20 protein-coding genes, 1 pseudogene and 1 riboswitch are annotated in these 17,211 nt (G+C 73.5%); of the genes and pseudogenes, 11 read left to right on the top strand and 10 right to left on the bottom strand.

All coding sequences use genetic code 11. From position 1 onward, the window contains the following. Window positions 1-91: 91 nt before the first annotated feature. Window positions 92-1,438: an MFS transporter gene (locus tag ACIBJF_RS21825; protein ID WP_399175834.1), complete on the top strand. Its 1,347-nt coding sequence runs from the start codon at window positions 92-94 to the stop codon at window positions 1,436-1,438. 388 nt (window positions 1,439-1,826) lie between these two features. Here the strand turns inward: ACIBJF_RS21825 and ACIBJF_RS21820 are convergent, their stop codons facing one another. Continuing rightward, on the bottom strand, window positions 1,827-2,777 hold the full coding sequence (locus ACIBJF_RS21820; protein ID WP_399175833.1) for a GlxA family transcriptional regulator: 951 nt from the start codon (window positions 2,775-2,777) through the stop codon (window positions 1,827-1,829). A 123-nt stretch (window positions 2,778-2,900) separates the two neighbouring features. Between ACIBJF_RS21820 and ACIBJF_RS21815 the strand changes: the two genes are divergently transcribed. Both ACIBJF_RS21815 and ACIBJF_RS21810 read left to right on the top strand, forming a co-directional pair. Beyond that, window positions 2,901-3,212, top strand: coding sequence for a hypothetical protein (locus tag ACIBJF_RS21815; protein WP_399175832.1), 312 nt, complete (start codon window positions 2,901-2,903; stop codon window positions 3,210-3,212). Window positions 3,213-3,356: 144 nt separating this feature from the next. Then, the gene (locus tag ACIBJF_RS21810; protein WP_399175831.1) at window positions 3,357-4,511 is read left to right on the top strand and encodes a site-2 protease family protein; all 1,155 of its coding nucleotides are present in this window, start codon (window positions 3,357-3,359) and stop codon (window positions 4,509-4,511) included. A 54-nt stretch (window positions 4,512-4,565) separates the two neighbouring features. Here ACIBJF_RS21810 and ACIBJF_RS21805 read toward each other — a convergent pair whose 3' ends face one another. Then, entirely contained in the window at window positions 4,566-5,651 is a 1,086-nt protein-coding gene (locus tag ACIBJF_RS21805) for a cation diffusion facilitator family transporter (protein ID WP_399175829.1), read from the bottom strand. An 89-nt stretch (window positions 5,652-5,740) separates the two neighbouring features. Between ACIBJF_RS21805 and ACIBJF_RS21800 the strand changes: the two genes are divergently transcribed. Further along, entirely contained in the window at window positions 5,741-6,085 is a 345-nt protein-coding gene (locus ACIBJF_RS21800; RefSeq protein WP_399175827.1) for an ArsR/SmtB family transcription factor, read from the top strand. Window positions 6,086-6,160: 75 nt separating this feature from the next. Here the strand turns inward: ACIBJF_RS21800 and ACIBJF_RS21795 are convergent, their stop codons facing one another. The 4 genes and pseudogenes from ACIBJF_RS21795 to ACIBJF_RS21780 form a co-directional block, all read right to left on the bottom strand. Next, a complete protein-coding gene (locus ACIBJF_RS21795) occupies window positions 6,161-6,988 on the bottom strand; it encodes a ZIP family metal transporter (RefSeq protein WP_399175826.1) in 828 nt (275 codons plus the stop codon). 238 nt (window positions 6,989-7,226) lie between these two features. Further along, window positions 7,227-7,706 carry an inorganic diphosphatase gene (locus ACIBJF_RS21790; protein ID WP_399175825.1) on the bottom strand — a complete coding sequence of 160 codons (480 nt, stop codon included), beginning with the start codon at window positions 7,704-7,706 and terminating at the stop codon, window positions 7,227-7,229. A 30-nt stretch (window positions 7,707-7,736) separates the two neighbouring features. Then, window positions 7,737-7,802, bottom strand: a riboswitch (Fluoride riboswitch). 190 nt (window positions 7,803-7,992) lie between these two features. Further along, window positions 7,993-9,213, bottom strand: a complete 1,221-nt coding sequence (locus ACIBJF_RS21785; protein ID WP_399175824.1) for an MFS transporter — start codon at window positions 9,211-9,213, stop codon at window positions 7,993-7,995. Continuing rightward, window positions 9,210-9,361: pseudogene (locus ACIBJF_RS21780) on the bottom strand (fluoride efflux transporter CrcB); the annotation flags it as partial. The gene ACIBJF_RS21785 and the pseudogene ACIBJF_RS21780, both read right to left, overlap by 4 nt. A 125-nt stretch (window positions 9,362-9,486) precedes the next feature. Between ACIBJF_RS21780 and ACIBJF_RS21775 the strand changes: the two are divergent. The 5 genes from ACIBJF_RS21775 to ACIBJF_RS21755 all read left to right on the top strand — a co-directional run bounded on the left by ACIBJF_RS21775 (window position 9,487) and on the right by ACIBJF_RS21755 (window position 12,441). Then, complete coding sequence (locus ACIBJF_RS21775) at window positions 9,487-10,302, top strand: alpha/beta fold hydrolase (RefSeq protein ID WP_399175844.1); 816 nt, start codon at window positions 9,487-9,489, stop codon at window positions 10,300-10,302. Beyond that, window positions 10,295-10,990, top strand: coding sequence for a GNAT family N-acetyltransferase (locus tag ACIBJF_RS21770; RefSeq protein WP_399175822.1), 696 nt, complete (start codon window positions 10,295-10,297; stop codon window positions 10,988-10,990). Before ACIBJF_RS21775 ends, ACIBJF_RS21770 begins: the two co-directional genes overlap by 8 nt. Window positions 10,991-11,066: 76 nt before the next feature. Then, window positions 11,067-11,555, top strand: coding sequence for a MarR family winged helix-turn-helix transcriptional regulator (locus ACIBJF_RS21765; protein ID WP_399175820.1), 489 nt, complete (start codon window positions 11,067-11,069; stop codon window positions 11,553-11,555). Then, window positions 11,552-12,031, top strand: a complete 480-nt coding sequence (locus ACIBJF_RS21760) for a MarR family transcriptional regulator (protein ID WP_399175819.1) — start codon at window positions 11,552-11,554, stop codon at window positions 12,029-12,031. Before ACIBJF_RS21765 ends, ACIBJF_RS21760 begins: the two co-directional genes overlap by 4 nt. A gap of 62 nt (window positions 12,032-12,093) precedes the next feature. Then, window positions 12,094-12,441, top strand: a complete 348-nt coding sequence (locus tag ACIBJF_RS21755; RefSeq protein WP_399175842.1) for a tetratricopeptide repeat protein — start codon at window positions 12,094-12,096, stop codon at window positions 12,439-12,441. A gap of 64 nt (window positions 12,442-12,505) precedes the next feature. Here ACIBJF_RS21755 and ACIBJF_RS21750 read toward each other — a convergent pair whose 3' ends face one another. The 3 genes from ACIBJF_RS21750 to ACIBJF_RS21740 are packed head-to-tail and all read right to left on the bottom strand — an operon-like array spanning window position 12,506 to window position 14,454. Further along, window positions 12,506-13,081, bottom strand: coding sequence for a GNAT family N-acetyltransferase (locus tag ACIBJF_RS21750; RefSeq protein ID WP_399175817.1), 576 nt, complete (start codon window positions 13,079-13,081; stop codon window positions 12,506-12,508). 14 nt (window positions 13,082-13,095) lie between these two features. Next, the gene (locus ACIBJF_RS21745; RefSeq protein WP_399175816.1) at window positions 13,096-14,025 is read right to left on the bottom strand and encodes a M48 family metalloprotease; all 930 of its coding nucleotides are present in this window, start codon (window positions 14,023-14,025) and stop codon (window positions 13,096-13,098) included. A gap of 6 nt (window positions 14,026-14,031) precedes the next feature. After that, the gene (locus ACIBJF_RS21740; protein ID WP_399175840.1) at window positions 14,032-14,454 is read right to left on the bottom strand and encodes a BlaI/MecI/CopY family transcriptional regulator; all 423 of its coding nucleotides are present in this window, start codon (window positions 14,452-14,454) and stop codon (window positions 14,032-14,034) included. A gap of 139 nt (window positions 14,455-14,593) precedes the next feature. Here ACIBJF_RS21740 and ACIBJF_RS21735 point away from each other — a divergent pair, with 139 nt between their 5' ends. Next, entirely contained in the window at window positions 14,594-15,238 is a 645-nt protein-coding gene (locus tag ACIBJF_RS21735) for a peptide deformylase (protein WP_399175814.1), read from the top strand. A gap of 8 nt (window positions 15,239-15,246) precedes the next feature. On the opposite strand, the gene ACIBJF_RS21730 is transcribed toward ACIBJF_RS21735, so the two are convergent. Then, window positions 15,247-16,677, bottom strand: a complete 1,431-nt coding sequence (locus ACIBJF_RS21730; RefSeq protein ID WP_399175812.1) for a dihydrolipoyl dehydrogenase family protein — start codon at window positions 16,675-16,677, stop codon at window positions 15,247-15,249. Window positions 16,678-16,819: 142 nt separating this feature from the next. On the opposite strand from ACIBJF_RS21730, the gene trxA reads away from it, so the two are divergent. Further along, window positions 16,820-17,203 (top strand): thioredoxin, encoded by a 384-nt coding sequence (gene trxA / locus ACIBJF_RS21725; protein ID WP_356307164.1) that lies wholly within the window; start codon window positions 16,820-16,822, stop codon window positions 17,201-17,203. Window positions 17,204-17,211 lie beyond the last annotated feature (8 nt).

The following is a 17,211-nucleotide window of genomic DNA, read 5'->3' as shown; positions in this document are numbered from 1 at the left end:
GCCCTGACGGCGATCCGGCCATCCCTGCCCTGCCCCGTAGGAGTCCGATTCCTCCCCGGCCCGAAGGCCGGGGCATCCTCGGAGGAACCCGGTGAACGTCGCGCTGCCGCGCATCGGTTCCGGGCTCGGCGCCGACGTGAGCGGACTGCAGTGGGTGGTCGACGGCTATGCGCTGGCGCTGGCGTCGCTGATGCTGACCGCCGGCACGCTGGGCGATCTGCACGGCCACAAACGCATCGTGCTGATCGGGCTGGTCGTTTTCGGGGCGGGCTCGCTCGCCTGTGGCCTCGCCCCCGGCGTCGCGGTGCTGGTCGCCGCCCGCGTCGTCCAGGGCATCGGAGCCGCGCTGTTGCTGCCCGGCACGCTGGCGATCATCAGTGACGCCTTCCCCGAAGGGGCCGGGCAGGCGAAGGCGATCGGCGTGTGGGCGGGCATAGGCAGCCTGGCCCTGCCCGCGGGGCCGCTGGTGGGCGGGGCGCTGGTCGACGGCTTCGGCTGGCGTGCGATCTTCCTCCTCAACGTGCCGATCGTGCTGTTGGCCCTGGCCGGGGCCGGGGCGATCGTCCGGGAGAGCCGGGAGCCGCAGGCCAGGGGGCTGGATGTGCCCGGCTTGCTGGTGGGGAGCCTGCTGTTGCTGGCGACGACGTTCGCGTTCATCCAGGGCGGGCGCTACGGCGCCGGATCGGCGGCGGTCGTCGCGACCGCGGTGGTGGCCCTGGCGGCGCTCGTCGCGCTGGTCCTCGTCGAGCGGCGCCGCGGGGACGAGGCCATGCTGCCGCTGACGCTGTTCCGGCGCGCGGGATTCAGTGTGGCGAACACGGCGGCCGGGACGATGAACATGTGCACCCTCGGCACGCTGTTCGTCCTGATGCTGTTCCTGCAGTCGCTCCAGCATCGCCCACCGCTGGAAGCGGGGCTGGCGATCGTTCCGCTGTTCGCGCCGCTGGCCGTGCTGGCGCCGTTCGGCGGGCGGCTGACCAGCAGGATCGGGTCCCGTCTGCCGGCGGGTGCCGGACTGCTCCTCGCCGCGGCGGGCCTGGTTCTGCTGACCGGGGTGACGCCGTCGTCGGGCTACGGCGCCATGCTGCCCGCGTTCCTGCTGTGGGGCATCGGGCTTGGCCTGCTGACCCCCGCCGTCGTCGCCGCGGCGATCGCCGCCGTACCCGGCGAACGCTCCGGGCTCGCCTCGGCCGTCAACAACACCGCACGCCAGGCCGGCGGCGCGATCGGCATCGCGGTGGCCGGTGCCGTCGCCGGCCGGCCCGGCGGCGGCGCGCACTTCGTGCACGGCTTCCACACCGTCGCCCTGGGCTCGGCACTGCTCTACGTCGTCGCCGCCGTCCTCGCGCTCCGTCTGCTGCCCGGTGACCTGCTTCCTCGGGAGACAAAGACGCGGCGGATGCGCCGACGACGAGCGGAGGGCGGAACGGACCAGTGAAGGAGCGCCATGCCCGACCCGGCCGGCTCCGCCTACGGCGCCGACGAGGCGGCCCGTTCCCCCGGATCCCTCGCCGCACTCGCCCGAACTGCGCGGGACCGCGGGCCTGACCGAGGAGGACGACCACTACCTGCGCCTGGCGGCCGAAGCCCCCTCCCCCCAGGCCGAGGCGCTGGTGGACGCCTGGCATGCCCTCATCACCGAACACCCGCACCTGTCCGCGTACCCCGCTCACCCCGACGGGCGGCCCGATCCGCGGTACTCGGCCGGGCCGTGGCCGAATGCGGGCACCTTCTGCCGGAGGAGCAACCGGAGGTGGTACTCCGGGAGCTGCTGCGTTCTTCGCCGGCTGAGTGTGTGCCCCGGACTCGGCAACGACAGGCGACGGTCATGCCGGGGGCGGTGTGGTGCGGGCACGGAAGGTGCGCCGGTAGCCGGTGGGAGTGGTGGCGGCGTCCCTGGCGAGGTGGAGCCGGAGGTTCGTCGCGGTGCCCAGACCGCAGCGGCGGGCTACTTCCTCGACGGTGAGGTCGGTGGCTTCCAGCAGGCGGCGGGCTTCCTGCAGGCGCTGCGCGTTGAGCCACCGCAGGGGTGTCGTGCCGGTCTCGGCGACGAAGCGGCGGGCGAAGGTGCGGGGGGAGACGGCGGCCTGCCGGGCCAGATCGGCGACCGTCAGCGGCTGGTCGAGGTGCTGGAGGGCCCAGGCGTACACGGACGCCATGCCGGTGCCCTCGGTGGGCATGGCGCGGGTCAGGTACTGGGCCTGTCCGCCGTCCCGGTGGGCGGGCACGACGAGCCGGCGGGCGAGGTCCGCCGCGACCTGGGCGCCATGGTCCTCGCGCACCAGATGCAGGCACAGGTCGATCCCCGCGGCGAATCCGGCGCTGGTCAGGACGGGCTCCCGGGCGGTGTAGTGCAGGTCGGCGTCCACGTCGACCTGCGGGTGACGACGGGCGAGTTCGTCCGCGTCCATCCAGTGCGTCGTGGCACGTCGGCCGTCGAGCAACCCGGCCGCGGCGAGCGCGAAGGCGCCGGTACAGACGGAAACCATGCGCGCACCGCAGGCCGCCGCGGCGCGCAGGGCGTCGAGGACGGGCGGCTCGGGCGGGGTCAGCGGCTGGTAGCCGGGGACGACCACGGTTTCGGCCTCGCCGAGCGCGTCGAGGCCGCGGGGCGCCACGAGGTCGAAGCCCGTGGTGGTCGGCACGGGTCCGGCCGCGGCGGCGCACAGCGTGAACCGATAGGCCCCCGGCCCGCCCGGATCGCCGAAGATCTGCGCGGGTATGGCGAGGTCGAAGGCGACCACGCGCGGGAGGGCGAGCGCCACCACATGATGCATGGCAGCAATCTTACGAACATGGGCATTGCTGCCACTGGTCTCGGGTCCGATGCCGGGAGAGGGTGAAGCGGTCGCGGGACAGGCCCGCGGCAGCCACGAATCTCTCGTTCAGGAGCACACCCGATGCGTTTCCTCGACGCCGCATCCCACACCGCCGACCGCCCCTGGGGTGCGCTGGACCTGGCGGAATTCGACACGGCGACGGTCCGTCTGCACTGGACCGACCAGCCGTACGTCTGGCACGTCAACGACGGGCCCGAGGTCTTCGTGGTCCTCGACGGCGCCGTCGACATGCACTACCGCGTGGACGGTGTCGAACGCGTCGAGCGACTGGTGCCCGGCCGCGTGTGCTGCGTCGAGCCCGGCGACGCCCACGTGGCCCACCCCAGGCCGGAGGCTCGCATCCTTGTCGTCGAACGCAAGGACAGTGTGTGACGGGACCGCGGGGTCAGCCCGCCCGTTCCCCCTGACTGCGGTCCCGGCCGGGCTCCTCGCCGAAAACCCCCCGGTGACGCCGCGCTCGGATACGCAGTGCCGCGCCGGGGGTACCCGTGCGTCGCGACGAAGGAGGTGCCGGCCGTGGGCGCGACATTCTCGCTGGGCCGTGTTGCGGGCGTCCGCGTCGGCGTGCACTGGAGCGTGCTGGTCGTCTTCGCGCTGATCGCCGCAGGGCTGGCGCAGGGGCGCCTGCCCCGCGCCCACCCGGGCAGTCCGGCCTGGGCGTACTGGCTGACGGCCCTGGCTACGGCCGTGGTGTTCCTGCTGGCCCTGCTGGCCCACGAGATCAGCCACGTCATGGTGGCCCGCCGCAGCGGCGTCGGCGCCGACGAGATCACGCTGTGGCTGCTGGGCGGGGCCGCACGTCTGCACAACGAGGCGCCCACCCCGACGGCGGAACTGCGCATCGCTGGCATCGGGCCGCTGGTGAGCCTGCTGCTGGGCGGGCTCTTCGCCCTGCTGACGTGGTGGACGCACGCGCTGCACAGCCCGGGGCTGCTGGTGAAGGCGCTGGCCTGGCTCGCGGGCATCAACATCCTGCTGGCCCTGTTCAACGTGCTGCCCGCCGCACCTCTGGACGGAGGGCGACTGCTGCGCGCGCTGGTGTGGTGGCGCACCGGCAACCGGCTGCGCGCCACCGAGGTCGCCACCGGCGCCGGACGCGCGCTGGGCTGGATCCTGGTCGCGATCGGCGTGTACGAGGCCCTGGCCGGTGGGTTCGCGGGCGGCCTGTGGCTGCTGCTCATCGGCTGGTTCATGGTGGCCATGGCGACGATGGAGGGCAGCCAGGCAAAACTTCGTGAACTGCTGCGCTCGGTGCCGGTCCGGCAGGCGATGAGCGCGGATCCGGTCACCGCCGCGGCCGGAACGACCGTCCGGGAGTTCCTCGGCAGTCCGCCGTGGCGCTATCGGCACTCGGCCTTCCCGGTCACGGATCCGGCGGGGCGCCCCGTGGGGCTGGTCAGCGTGCGGCAGGCCGGACAAGTACCGGTGGAAGACCGCGACTCGACCTCGCTCGACGCCGTGATGGTGCCCCTCGGCGACATCCCCACCGCCGGCCCCGACGACCCCTTGGCCCAACTCCTGCCGGCCTTGGACGCCAGTCCCGCCCGCCGCGCCCTGGTGCTGGTGGACGGCCGCGTCGTCGGCATCGTCACCAGCTCCGACGTCAGCCGGGTCATCGCCTGGCTCACCTCGACCACACCGCCGGGCGCGGGCCTCAGGACAGTGGGCTGAGCACGCGGCACTCCATCGGCGTGGCCGTAGCCGGTCAGTGGTGCCGGGAGGGGGTCATCGGGCGGCGTGGTGGCTGAGGGCCGCGTGCGGGTCGCCGATGCCGGGGGTGGGGTGCGGATCGGTGTGTACGGTGGCGGCGGTCAGCCGGGGCACCGCATGGATCAGGGCGTGTTCGGCTTCGACCGCGATGGCGTGGGCCCGGGCGACGCTCAGCCGCGGGTCGACGACGATGTCGGTCTCGGCGCGCAGGGAGTGGCCGATCCAGCGCATCCGCACCGAGCCGACGTGCTCGATGCCCTCGACGGTGCGCAGGGCCCGCTCGGCACGGTCGACCAGGGCGGGGTCGACGGAGTCCATCAGGCGCCGGTAGACCTCGCGGGCGGCGTCCTTGAGCACCATGAGGATCGCGGCGGTGATCAGCAGCCCGACGACCGGGTCGGCCCAGCGAAAGCCGAGGGCGGCGCCGCCGGCGCCGAGCAGGACGGCCAGGGAGGTGAAGCCGTCGGTGCGGGCGTGCAGGCCGTCGGCGACCAGCGCGGCGGAGCCGATCTTGCGGCCGGTGCGGATGCGGAAGCGGGCCACCCATTCGTTGCCGATGAAGCCGGCCAGCGCGGCGAGGGCGACGGCCCACAGATGGCTGACGTCGCGAGGGTGCAGCAGGCGGTCGACGGCCTCGTAGGCGGCCAGCGCGGAGGAGGACGCGATGGTCAGCACGATGGCGATGCCGGCCAGGTCCTCGGCGCGGCCGTATCCGTAGGTGTAACGGCGGTTGGCGGCCCGGCGCCCGAGGGCGAACGCGATGCCGAGCGGTACGGCGGTGAGCGCGTCGGCCGCGTTGTGGATGGTGTCGCCCAGCAGCGCGACCGACCCGGACACCGCCACGATCATCGCCTGGACCACGGTGGTCGCCCCGAGGACGGCGAGCGACAGCCACAGCGTACGCATCCCCTCGCGGGAGGTCTCCATCGCGGAGTCGATCTTGTCCAGCGCCTCGTGGCTGTGCGGAGTGACCAGGTGAGCGAGCTGGTGGCGCACCTTCGGCCAACGCCCGCCTCCGTGCGGGCGGTCATGGCCGTGGACGTGACCGTGACCATCGTGGTGGTGCCCGTGCGGCTCGTGGGTGTGGGACTGCTCGTTCACGGTGCGCCTTTCGCGGACGACGGCGGGCGGGCGGCCGAAGGTGGACGCCGGTACTGCTGCCCCCTCATTATGTGCGTATGAACGCACGCATGCATCTATCAGGTGCACACCCCTCGCAACAGACAGACGAGGGCGAACGCCTCGCGGTCGCCGTGGAGGTACTCGGCCTGCTCGCCGACCGCACCCGGCTGGCTCTGCTGCGGCGGCTCGGCGAGGGGGAGGCCGACGTCACGACGTTGACCGGGGCGACCGACGCCACCCGGACGTCGGTCAGCCAGCATCTGGCCCGGCTGCGCCTGGCCGGGCTCGTGACCACCCGGAAGGAGGGGCGCCGGGTCGTGTACGCCCTGCGGCACGGACATCTGCGCCGCCTGGTCGACGAGGCGCTGAGCATCGCCGACCACCAGATCGGCCACCTGCCGCCGCACGACTGACACCCCGCCAGGAAGGCGCACCGGCCATGGAAGCCGAGGGCGCGGTCCGACGGCCGCCGGAGGGGCGGGGAGCGCTCAGGCTCCGGCCGCGGTCACCACCGCGTCCGTGGCGAAGCCGAGGAGCAGACCGAGGAGGACGCACCAGGTGGTGAGCGTCTTCAGGTTGGCCTTGCGGGCCACCGCGAGGAGTTCGATGACCACGTAGAGGATGGAGCCGGCGGCCAGACCCAGGAACGCGATGGAGAGCGTGTCGTTGACGAGGTGCTGACCGACGAGGGTGCCGAGGAAGGTGGGTCCGCCGCCGATCAGGCCGAGCCGGAAGAGGGCGGCCCAGGAGGGGCGTTCGCCCTCGGCGGCGAGCGGGGCGACGATGCCGAAGCCCTCGGTGGCGTTGTGCAGGCCGAAGCCGATGATGAGCAGCACGGCGAGGGAGAGTTCGCCCTTGGCGGCGGAGTTGCCGATGGCCAGGCCCTCGGCGAAGTTGTGCAGGCCGATGCCGGTCGCGATCATCAGGGCGAGGGAGGCCGCCTGGCTGCGGGCCTTCGGCGCCAGCTCCGTCGCCACGGCGGCGCCGGGACCGGCGGGACGCCCGGCGGCGGCTCGGCGGCGGGCGGTCCAGGCGTCGTAGTACACGAGTCCGGCGAGGCCGACCGCGAGTCCGGCGGCGAGGACGAGTCCGCCGGAGGCGACCGTCGCCCAGTGGTGGTCGCTCAGCGCTTCGTCGACCGGTTCCCAGGCGTGGGTGAGGACGTCCCAGACGAGGAAGACGAGGATGCCGATGGCGACGGCGTTCAGCCCGGCCCTGAGGCGGGGCGTCGGTGTGCGCAGCCGGCCGAGCGGGAGGCCGAGGTAGATGGTGAAGCCCGCGATGGCGCCGAGCAGGGCGATGTTGGCGCTGGACATGGGGAGAACTCCGGGTCGTGCTCTGGTGGCGGCCTGGTGGGGGCGGGCTGCCTGGGGACCACGTGAGCATAGGTTAGGTGAGCCTCACCTAAGGGTTTCCTGTGCAGCGCTTGGGTGAATCTTGACGGACCCGTTGCCGGTCTGTGTCCGCGCAACAGGGCGACTTCGGCGAGCCGTCGCCGCGCTCCGGGCCGGCCGACGGACGCGATCGCCTACGCGGCGGGTGTTCCGTGAGCCGTCAATCGAGGCATCCCGTGAGCCGCTCGTAGGCGTGATGGGCGTCGCTGACCAGATGCTCGGCCTCGGTGCGGGTGCCGCAGTAGGTGACCTGGCCGGCGGCCCGGCGCTGCAGGCGCGCCAGAACCGCGGCCCAGGCGTCGGCCTCCGCGTGCCAGCGGGGCAGGTCGTCGGTGTCGACGAGGTCGATGAAGGAAGGATCCTCGGCCACGCACAGCAGCACCGGGGCGGCGGGCGCGGACTGCGCACCGATGCGGTGCAGGACGCCCAGCGGCCAGGCGGGCACGGTGGTGCCGGCCAGGGCGGGTTCGGGCATCAGCACCAGGGCGTCCAGGGGCAGGCCGTCGTCGTCGAGGGTGTCGGGAACTCGTCCGTGTCCGACCGGCCAGCCCGTGGAGGTGAGGCGGCCGGAGGCGCCGTCGTCGGACGTGCGGATGGTGGAGGAAGCGGTGGCGTCGATGTCGACGGTGATCCGGGGCATGGCCCTGACCTCCTCGGACGTGAGCGTGGTCAGCGGGTAGAGGCCATCGGCACCGCGTCGGTGCGGTTGGCGGCGAGCCCCATCGCCGGATACCAGCAGTCTCCTGCCGGACGGCCGGGGCGGCAACAGAGCACCATCCGACGCGGCTGAGCGACAAGAGCGGCCTGTCGCTGCTCGACGGCGGTCGAGACCCTGCTCCCAGCGACCAACTCACCGGCCGCTGCGAGGAGATGACCGACCGCTTCCCGAACCGGTCCCACGGGAAGGGGCCCGCCGCGCCTTTGCCTCAGCGGCGATTCGTCCCGGTGACCAGCAGCAGCACCGCGGCCAGCACCTGGACGGCGACAACCACCGCGATCAGCACGGGGATCGAGTAGCCGTACAGGCCGCCCGTGAGCGCGCCGCCGGCCAGACTCGCCGCGCCGACCACGCCGGCGAACAGGCCGTACGCGGTCGCCCGCCGCCCGCTGGGCACCAGGTCCGCGACCGTCGCGCGCAGGGTCGACTCCTGGATGCCCAGGGCCGCGCCCCACACCAGCGACCCGGCCACCGCGACGGCGACCGTGTCGGTGAACGCCAGGGCCACCACGGCCGCCGTGAGAACGGGCAGGGCGATCAGCACGCGTGGGCCGTGCCGGTCGTACAGCCGGCCCGTGGCCAGCGCCGCGACCGCGTCCACGGCCATCGCCGCCGCGTACAGCACCGGCACCCACGCGGCGGACAGCAGATGGCGCTGGACCAGGTGGTAGGAGAGCACGCCGAAGGTGGCGAACCCGGTGGTGGTGGCCGCCGTGAACCCGGCGTAGGTCCAGAACGCCCTCGGCAGGCGCCCGTCCGGCCCGTGCGGTGTCGTGGGTGCCGCGGCCGTCACCTCGCGTTCGTAGGCTTCCGGGTCCGGCATCCGGGCCCGCAGCCGGAACAGAAGCAGCAGGACGGCGACGCCGGGGACGGCGAGCACACCGAGCGCGGGGCCGTAGTCGTTCCCGGTCAGCGCGAGCACCCCGGCCACCAGCAGCGGGCCGACGAGAGCGCCGATCTGGTCCATCGCCTCGTGGACGGCGAAGCCGCGGCCCCGCCCGGTGGCGGCGGTGGCGTGCGAGAGCAGCGTGTCCTTGGCGGGCGAGCGCACGGCCTTGCCGACCCGCTCGGCGATCACCAGCGTGCACGCGGCCCACAGCACCCCCGCGACACCCAGCAGCGGCACCGAGACGACCGTCAGGGCGTACCCGGCGATCGCCAGCCCCCAGAAACGGCGAGTACGGTCGGCCAGCGGACCCGAGACCAGCCGCAACCCCAGCGCCGCCGCCTCACCGGCGCCGGTGACCATGCCGACGACGAGGGCGGACGCTCCCAGCGAGGCGAGCAGCGGGCCGGTGACCGAGCGGGCGCCCTCGTACACGAAGTCCGCGAGCAGGCTGACCGTGCCGAACCAGACCACGAACCGCCACGGCCCCATCCCCGCCGACGGCTGGCCCGTCTCCCGCTTTTCGGACACCGGCTGATTCATGTCCACAGCGCCTCCGCGACGACATCCCGACGCACGCCGCGCCCAAGCCGGTCACCACGGTGGCGACGACATCGGCGGCGGCGAACAACCCGGCCCCATCCTCCGCCGAACGAGGCGTCTCGTACGACCCGGTGCCGAGGAGCGATTGCGGGCGAGCCGTTCGCATCGCAGGCCACGGACAGCCGTCTGGGGGCGGGAGTTGACCTTGCCCCTGGGGGCAGGGTTTACGCTGCGCGCAGCCGATCCGCCGATCATGGAGTCCGTGTGCCTGACATCAACGCCGTAGCTCTGCGTGGCGCCACCATCCACTACGACGACCTCGGGCCCTCGGCCGGGCTGCCGGTGCTTCTGATCCACGGGCACCCCTTCGACCGCACGCTGTGGACACCCCAGGCCGAGGCACTGGCCGAGGCGGGATACCGGGTCGTCACCCCCGACCTGCGGGGATACGGCCGCAGCAGCGTCACCCCCGGAAAGGTCTTCCTCTCCGACTTCGCCGACGACCTCGCCGCGCTCCTCGACCACCTGGGCATCGGACGAGCGGTGGTCGGCGGTGTGTCCATGGGCGGTCAGATCACCATGGAGTTCCAGCGCCGTCACCCGCAGCGGGTGCGCGCCCTGGTGCTGTCCGACACCTCCGCGCCCGCCGAGACCGACGAGGGCAAGGAGTTCCGCAACCGGCTGGCCTACCGGCTCCTCGCCGAGGGGATGGCGGGCTACGCGGGGGAGGTGATCGACAAGATGCTGGCCCCGTACAACGTCACCGCGATGCCGGATGTCGCCGGGCGAGTCCTGGACATGATGCGCGCCACCGACCCCCGCGGCGCGGCGGCGGCACTGCGCGGGCGGGCCGAACGCCCCGACTACCGGGACACGTTGGCCGGGGTACGGGAACCGGTCCTGATCGTCGTCGGCGCGGACGACGTCTACACACCCGTCGCGGATGCCGAGGCGATGCACCGCCTCGTCCCCCACGCGACCATGACCGTCATCGAGAAGGCCGGGCATCTGCCCGGCGCCGAGCAGCCCGAGGCCTTCAACACCGCCCTGCTGGACTTCCTCGCCACGCAGGTGGCCCCCGATGACTGAGCCGCACCCGCTCCCGCCACCACCGCCGCACGAACGCGCCGGATTCACGCTGCAAGGCCCGGTTCTCGACGGAGCGCTCGTCCGCCTGGAGCCCCTGGACCACCGCCACGCCGCGGACCTGGCCGCGTCGGCCGAGGAGGACCGGAGCGCCTATGGGTTCACCTGGGTGCCGCGGGCGGCCGAGGTCGAGGAGTACATCGACCTGCAGCACGCCCGTGCCGCCGCCGGGAAGCTGGCCCCGTACGCGCAGGTGGAGAAGTCGTCGGGACGGGCCGTCGGGGCCACCGCCTACTGGGATCCGCGTCCCTGGCCGAACGGCGACGGTCTCTGCGCCATCGAGGTCGGCTACACCTGGCTGGCGGCCTCCGCACAGGGCACGGGAGTGAACACCGAGGCCAAGTTCCTGTTGTTCCGGCACGCTTTCGAGAACTGGGGCGTCGCGCGCGTGGACTTGAAGACGGACGCGCGCAACGGCCGTTCACGGGCGGCGATCGAGGGCGTGGGGGCGCGGTTCGAAGGAGTGCTGCGGAACTGGTCCCGGTCGTGGGCACCCGGTGAGGACGGCATGCTCCGTGATTCCGCGATCTTCTCGATCACCGCGACGGAGTGGCCCGACTGCCGCACGAGGCTGGAACAGCGATTGGCCCGGATCCGGACCGCCGCCACCAGCTCGGCACCGGCATCCTGACCCGCTCGCCGCAGGCAGGCAGGCAGCCTTCGGAAAATAGTAGCCATGTACATAGTAGCCATGTACGGTATCTGCCATGAGCAAGGCTTCCGAAGGAGCCACGCCCGGTTTCCTGGTGTGGCGGTTGTCCATGAAGTGGCGGGTCGCGGTGGACCGCGCCGTGGCCCCGCTGGGACTGACCCACGCGCAGTACGCCCTGGTGGCGTCGCTGTACGGCATGCACCGCTCCGGTCTGCGCCCCAGCCAGCGGCGGCTCGCCGATCACACCGGCCTGGAGGCGCTGTACGTCTCCAAGCTGGCCCGCGGTCTGGAGTCGGCCGGCCTGCTCCAGCGGACCCGGGACCCGGGCGACCCGCGTGCCGTGCAGCTGGAACTCACCGAGCAGGGACGCGAGGTCACCCGGAAGGCGATCGACGTCGTCCAGGGACTGCTGCGGCAGCTACTGGCACCGCTCGGCGGCCTCGGCAGCCCGCGGGCACGGGAGTTCACCCGGGAGCTGACGATCCTGCTCGACGCGCCGCTTGACCCGTTCGACACCACCGATCACGAGACGGAGCAGTCATGACCACCAGCGCACCCCTGGTCGACCCGCGCACCATCGCCCTCGCCCACTACGCCGCTCGTGCCGTCCTGGAGCGCGTGCTGGCCTCCTACGGCACCACCTTCCAGCAGAACGTCACCCTGCGGCTCGCCGCCGTCGCGGACGGCCCGGTCGAGCGCCTCGCTCTGGTCGACGGCGTGACCGGTGCGCTGAAGGTCGACGCGGCGGACGCTCACAAGACGATCGACGAGCTGGTCGCGGCCGGGCTGCTCGTCACCACGGAGGCGTCCCGCCTGGACATCACCGACGCCGGGCGGGAGTTGTACGCCAAGGCCTCGGCCGAGACGGCACCGGTGACGGCCCGGATCTACGCCGGCATCTCCGAGGAGGACCGCGCCGTGACCGGCCGGGTGCTGACCCTGATCACCGAGCGCGCCAACGCGGAACTGGCCGCCGTGGAGGCCCGGCGGGATGAGAGCCGCCATCCCCGGCATCGTTAGTGGAATATTGAACAACTGCGTTCCGTTGTGGCCGTCGAAGGAGGTCACGAGTGGAGACGCAAGTGGAGACCATGTACTACGACCACGGCACACCGGCCGAGCGCTGGGAGCGTGCGCAGCAGTTCTTCGACGCCAAGGACTACGCGGGCGCGGCGCGGGTGCTGACCGGGCTGGTCGAGGAGGTGCCGGAGCAGACCGGACCCCGGCTGCTGCTGGCCCGCGCCTACTACCACTCGGCCCAACTGCGCCGCGCGGAAGCCGAGTTGCGGATCGTCGTCGAGCGTGACCCGGTGGAGCACTACGCCCGGCTGATGCTGGGCCGGACGCTCCAGCGGCAGGCCCGGCACGAGGAGGCGGAGCGGCATCTGCGGATCGCCTCGGCGCTCGCGGGCGACTTCCCGCAGGAGTGAGCCGCGGCGCACAGCCGCGGAAGGAGGGCCCGGTTCCCGGCGGGGACCGGGCCCTCGGCGTGCCTCAGGGGGACGGACGTACCGTGCGTGTCACCACCCAGTGGTTCTTGCCCAGCCGCCGGGTGCGGTTGAAGCCCCTGCTCTCGAACAGCGCGAGGGTGCCGTTGTGCAGGAAGGACGCGGACACCCGGGTGCCCTCGGTGTCCTGCGGGTAGCTCTCCACCGTGCCGCCGCCGAGCCGGGCGATCTCGCGCAGGGCGCCGTCGAGCGCGGCCGACGCCACACCCGAGCGGCGCCGGGCGCGGTGCACGAAGAAGCAGGTGATCCGCCACTCGGGCGGGGTCGGGGCGGCCGACTCGTAGGCGCGGCGGTGTTTGATCCGGGGCAGTTCGGCGGGCGGCCCGAACTGGCACCAGCCGACGCAGTCGGGGCCGTCGTACACCAGGGCCGCGTGCGCCCTGCCCTCGCGGACCCGCGTCTCCTTCTCCGCCCGGTTCTGCTCGGGCGTGCTGGTGCGGCCCACGCCCTCCTCGTGGAACGCCATGCACCAGCAGCCGCCCCACACCCCGTCGTGCTCCGCCACCAGTCGGGCGAAGTCGGGCCAGGTGTCCGGGGTCAGGGACCACACCGAGAACGTCATCTCCGTCCTCCGGGTCAGAGCGGGGCCGGCGTGTGCAGGAGCAGGTACAGGGTGACGGCGGAGTTCGCCGAGGACATCGCGGACACCAGTGCCCCGGCGGTGGCCGCCCAGGCGGCCAGGCCCACCGAGGTGCGGGCCGACGGCCAGGTACGGGCCGCGGGCACGGGCGCCAGCAGCGCGGCCACCCGGCGCGGCACGGGCCCGGTGGCCGCGAGCGCGGCCAGGGTGGGCGCGGGCGTGCCAGCGGGGAGCAGCGCCGCCCTGCCGATGGCGCGGGCGACGGTGCGCCGGTCGCCGACCGTCCGGGCCGCCTCCTCGTCCGCCCAGCGCTCGGCCGTGTAGACGACGGCCGTGCGCAGCGGCCGCAGGAACGGGTTGGCACGCGCGGCGAGGTGCGCGGCGAGCAGATGGCGGTGGTGGCGGGCCGCCAGATGAGCGCGTTCGTGGGCGAACAGGGCGCGCCGCTCGGCGGGGGCGAGCCCGGCCAGCAGCGCGGTGGTGACGACGATCCGGCCCCGGCCGCCGGGAAGGGCATAGGCGTACGGCGTGCTGTCGGGCAGGACGGCGACCGTCCGGCCGGGCAGCGGGGCGAGGGCCCGGCGGGCGCGGCGGGTGACCCGGCGGTGCCGCAGGAGGGTACGGGCGCAGGCGGCGGCGACCAGGGCGAGCGCCGGGACCGCGGCCCGGCCGGCCACCCCGTCGTACGGTACGGCGGCCCGTACCCGCGGGTCGGACCAGTCGTCCGGGAGGGGGCTGCCGGGCAGTCGGGCGGTCCCGACGACCATGAGCAGGGCCAGGCAGAGCGTGCTGCACCCGGCCATGACCACCGCGAACGCCGTCAGCAGCCGGGTCGCGGTACGCGGATGCAGACGTGTCCCGGCGAGCCGGGCGACCGGCCAGGCGGACAGCGGCAGCACCAGCGGCAGGAAGACGAAGACCCCCATGGGCCGTCAGTCTTCCCTACCGCCCTCCCCCGTGTCCGTGGACCGCGGCAGACCGCTGTCCGCGGCGTCGAGCAGGGCGCGCAGGACCTGCTCGTCACCGGGCGGCAGGGCGGTGACGAAGCTGGCGAGGACCGCCTCGCGGTCCCGTTCGCCGTCCAGCAGGCGGCGCATGCGCAGGGCGGCGAGACGGGCCACGTCGGCGGTCGGCGTCCATACGAAGGAACGGCCCTTGCGTTCGCGGGAGACGACGTCCTTGGCCAGCAGCCGGGTCAGGATGGTGACGACGGTGGTGTAGGCGAGGTCGCCGCCGAGGCGCTGCTGCACCCAGGCGGCGGTGACCGGGCCGTCCGCCTCGCGCAGCGCACCGAGGACCTGGCCCTCCAGCTCGCCCTGGCCGCGCCGCCGGGCCCGGCCGCCTTCCCGCGCCATGTGCCGTTCCCCCTCGCGAGTGGCCCTGTTCATCTCCTGGACGCCGGAGTCGACGCCGGCGTGTCGAACCACGCTACTTCACGGCGGCACGACCAGGGTGCCCCCCGTCGGTGGCCGGCCGGCGTGGCATGCTGGCGCGATGGCCCCTCTCCGTGATCACGCGCCGCTCGCCGAGCGGGTCGAGGAACTCCTCGCCGCCGGCGGCCCCTTGCCCATCGTCGCCGCCGGGCAGCCGGTGCTGCGGCGCGGCACCGAGCCGTACGAGGGTCAGCTCGGCCCCGCCCTGCTGGCCCGTTTCGTGGAGGCCCTGCGCGTCACCATGCACGCCGCGCCCGGCGTGGGCCTCGCCGCACCGCAGGTCGGCGTGCCGCTCAGGATCGCGGTCATGGAGGATCCGGCGCCGGTGCCCGAGGAGGTCGCGGTGGCCCGGGGCCGGGTGCCGCAGCCCTTCCGTGTCCTGGTCAACCCCGTCTACGAGCCCGTCGGCACCGCCCGTGCCGCGTTTTTCGAGGGCTGCCTGAGCGTGCCGGGCTGGCAGGCGGTGGTCGCCCGGCACGCCGAGGTGCGGTTGCGCGCCGAGGACGAGCAGGGGCGCGCCCTGGACGAGGTGTTCACCGGGTGGCCCGCCCGCATCGTGCAGCACGAGACGGACCACCTGGACGGCACGCTCTACCTGGACCGCGCCGAGCCGCGCTCCCTGTCGACCAACGAGGCGGTCGCCGCGCTGTGGAGCGCACCGACGCCGAGGGCGGCGGCCGACGCCCTCGGTTTCGAACTGCCGTAATCAGAGGGTCAGTTGTCGCGGTAGGCCTCCAGCAGCCGCAGCCAGACCTCGCTCAGCGTCGGATACGACGGGACGGCGTGCCACAGCCGGCTGACCGGGACCCGGCCGGCGACGGCGATGGTCGCCGAGTGGATGAGCTCGCCGACGCCGGGCCCGACGAAGGTGACGCCGCGCAGGATCTCGTCCTCCAGGTCGACCACCATGCGGGCGCGGCCCTTGTAGCCGTCGGCGTACAGGCCCGCGCCCGCGACGGCGGAGAACTCGACGTCGACGGCGCGGACGCGGTGGCCGGCCTGTTCGGCCTCGGCGAGGGAGAGGCCGACCGCGGCGGCCTCGGGTTCGGTGAAGACGACCTGGGGGACGGCGTGGTGGTCGGCGGTGGCCACGTGCGCGCCCCAGGACTCGTCCGCCACGGAGTCGCCGGCCGCGCGGGCGGCGATCGCGGCGCCCGCGATGCGGGCCTGGTACTTGCCCTGGTGGGTGAGGAGAGCACGGTGGTTGACGTCGCCGACCGCGTACAGCCAGTCGGTGCCGGTCACCCGGAGGGTGTCGTCGACGTCCAGCCAGGAGCCGGGTTCCAGGCCGACCGTGTCGAGGCCGATGTCGTCGGTGTGCGGGGTCCGGCCGGTGGCGAAGAGGATCTCGTCGGCCTCGATCCGGTCGCCGGCGGCGGTGACGGCCACGACCGTGCCGTTCTCGCGGGTGACGGACTCCACCGAGGTGCCGGTGCGGACGTCGGCGCCCGCCTCGGTGAGCGCCTCGGCGACCAGTTCCCCGGCGAACGGCTCCATGCGGTTCAGCAGCCCTTTGCCGCGCACCAGGAGGGTGACCCGGGAGCCGAGGGCCTGCCAGGCGGTGGCCATCTCGGTGGCGACGACACCGCCGCCGACGACGATCAGCCGGCCCGGGGCGGCCTTGGCGCTGGTCGCCTCGCGGCTGGTCCACGGTTCCACCTCGGCGAGGCCGGGCAGGTCGGGCAGCTGGGCGCGGGTGCCGGTGGCGACGGCGACGGCGTGCCGGGCGGTGAGGGTGGTGACCGTGCCGTCGGGGGCCGTCACGCTGACCGTACGGGGGCCGGCGAGCCGCCCCTGGCCGCGGTACAGATCGGCGCCGATGCCGTCGAGCCAGCCGACCTGGCCGTCGTCTTTCCAGTGGGAGGTGTACTCGTCCCGGCGGGCGAGGACGGCCGGGGTGTCGAGGGGGCCCTGGACCGCCTGGGCGAGGCCGGGCAGCCGGCGGGCGTCCGCCTGGGCGATCACCGGCCGGAGCAGGGCCTTGCTGGGCATGCACGCCCAGTAGGAGCACTCGCCGCCGACCAGCTCGCTCTCCACGACCGCGGTGGTGAGGCCGGCCGCACGGGTGCGGTCGGCGACGTTCTCCCCCACGGGCCCGGCCCCGAGCACCACGACGTCGTACGCGATGGATTCCGTTTCCGTCATGGGGTTCAGTCTGGTGGGTGGTGTGCGCGACGGCCACACGGGTACGCGCGCGGAACACAGACGTGCGCGTGTGGAATAGGCGGTCCGGCGGCCGTGTTTCCGCCGTCGGCACACCCCCACACCAGGAAGAGGGACTCACGCCATGAGCAGCACTGTGGAGCTGACCAAGGACAACTTCGACCAGACGGTCACCGACAACGACTTCGTTCTGATCGACTTCTGGGCTGCCTGGTGCGGGCCGTGCCGCCAGTTCGCACCCGTGTACGAGAAGGCCGCCGAGGACAACCCGGACCTTGTCTTCGGCAAGGTGGACACCGAGGCCCAGCCGGAGCTGGCCGCGGCCTTCGGCATCCAGTCGATCCCGACGCTGATGATCGTGCGGGACAAGGTCGCCGTGTTCGCCCAGCCGGGCGCCCTGCCCGAGCCCGCGCTGACGGACCTCATCGGTCAGGCCCGGAAGCTGGACATGGACCAGGTCCGCAAGGACATCGCGGCGCAGGAGGCCCAGGGGGGCACCGCGCAGTAGTCCCCAAA

This window comes from Streptomyces sp. NPDC050743 (genome assembly GCF_044456925.1).
In the GTDB taxonomy this organism is placed as follows: Bacteria; Actinomycetota; Actinomycetes; order Streptomycetales; family Streptomycetaceae; genus Streptomyces.
The sequence above is the reverse complement of the archived record's forward strand: the minus strand, read 5'-3'. Positions and strand labels throughout refer to the sequence as shown.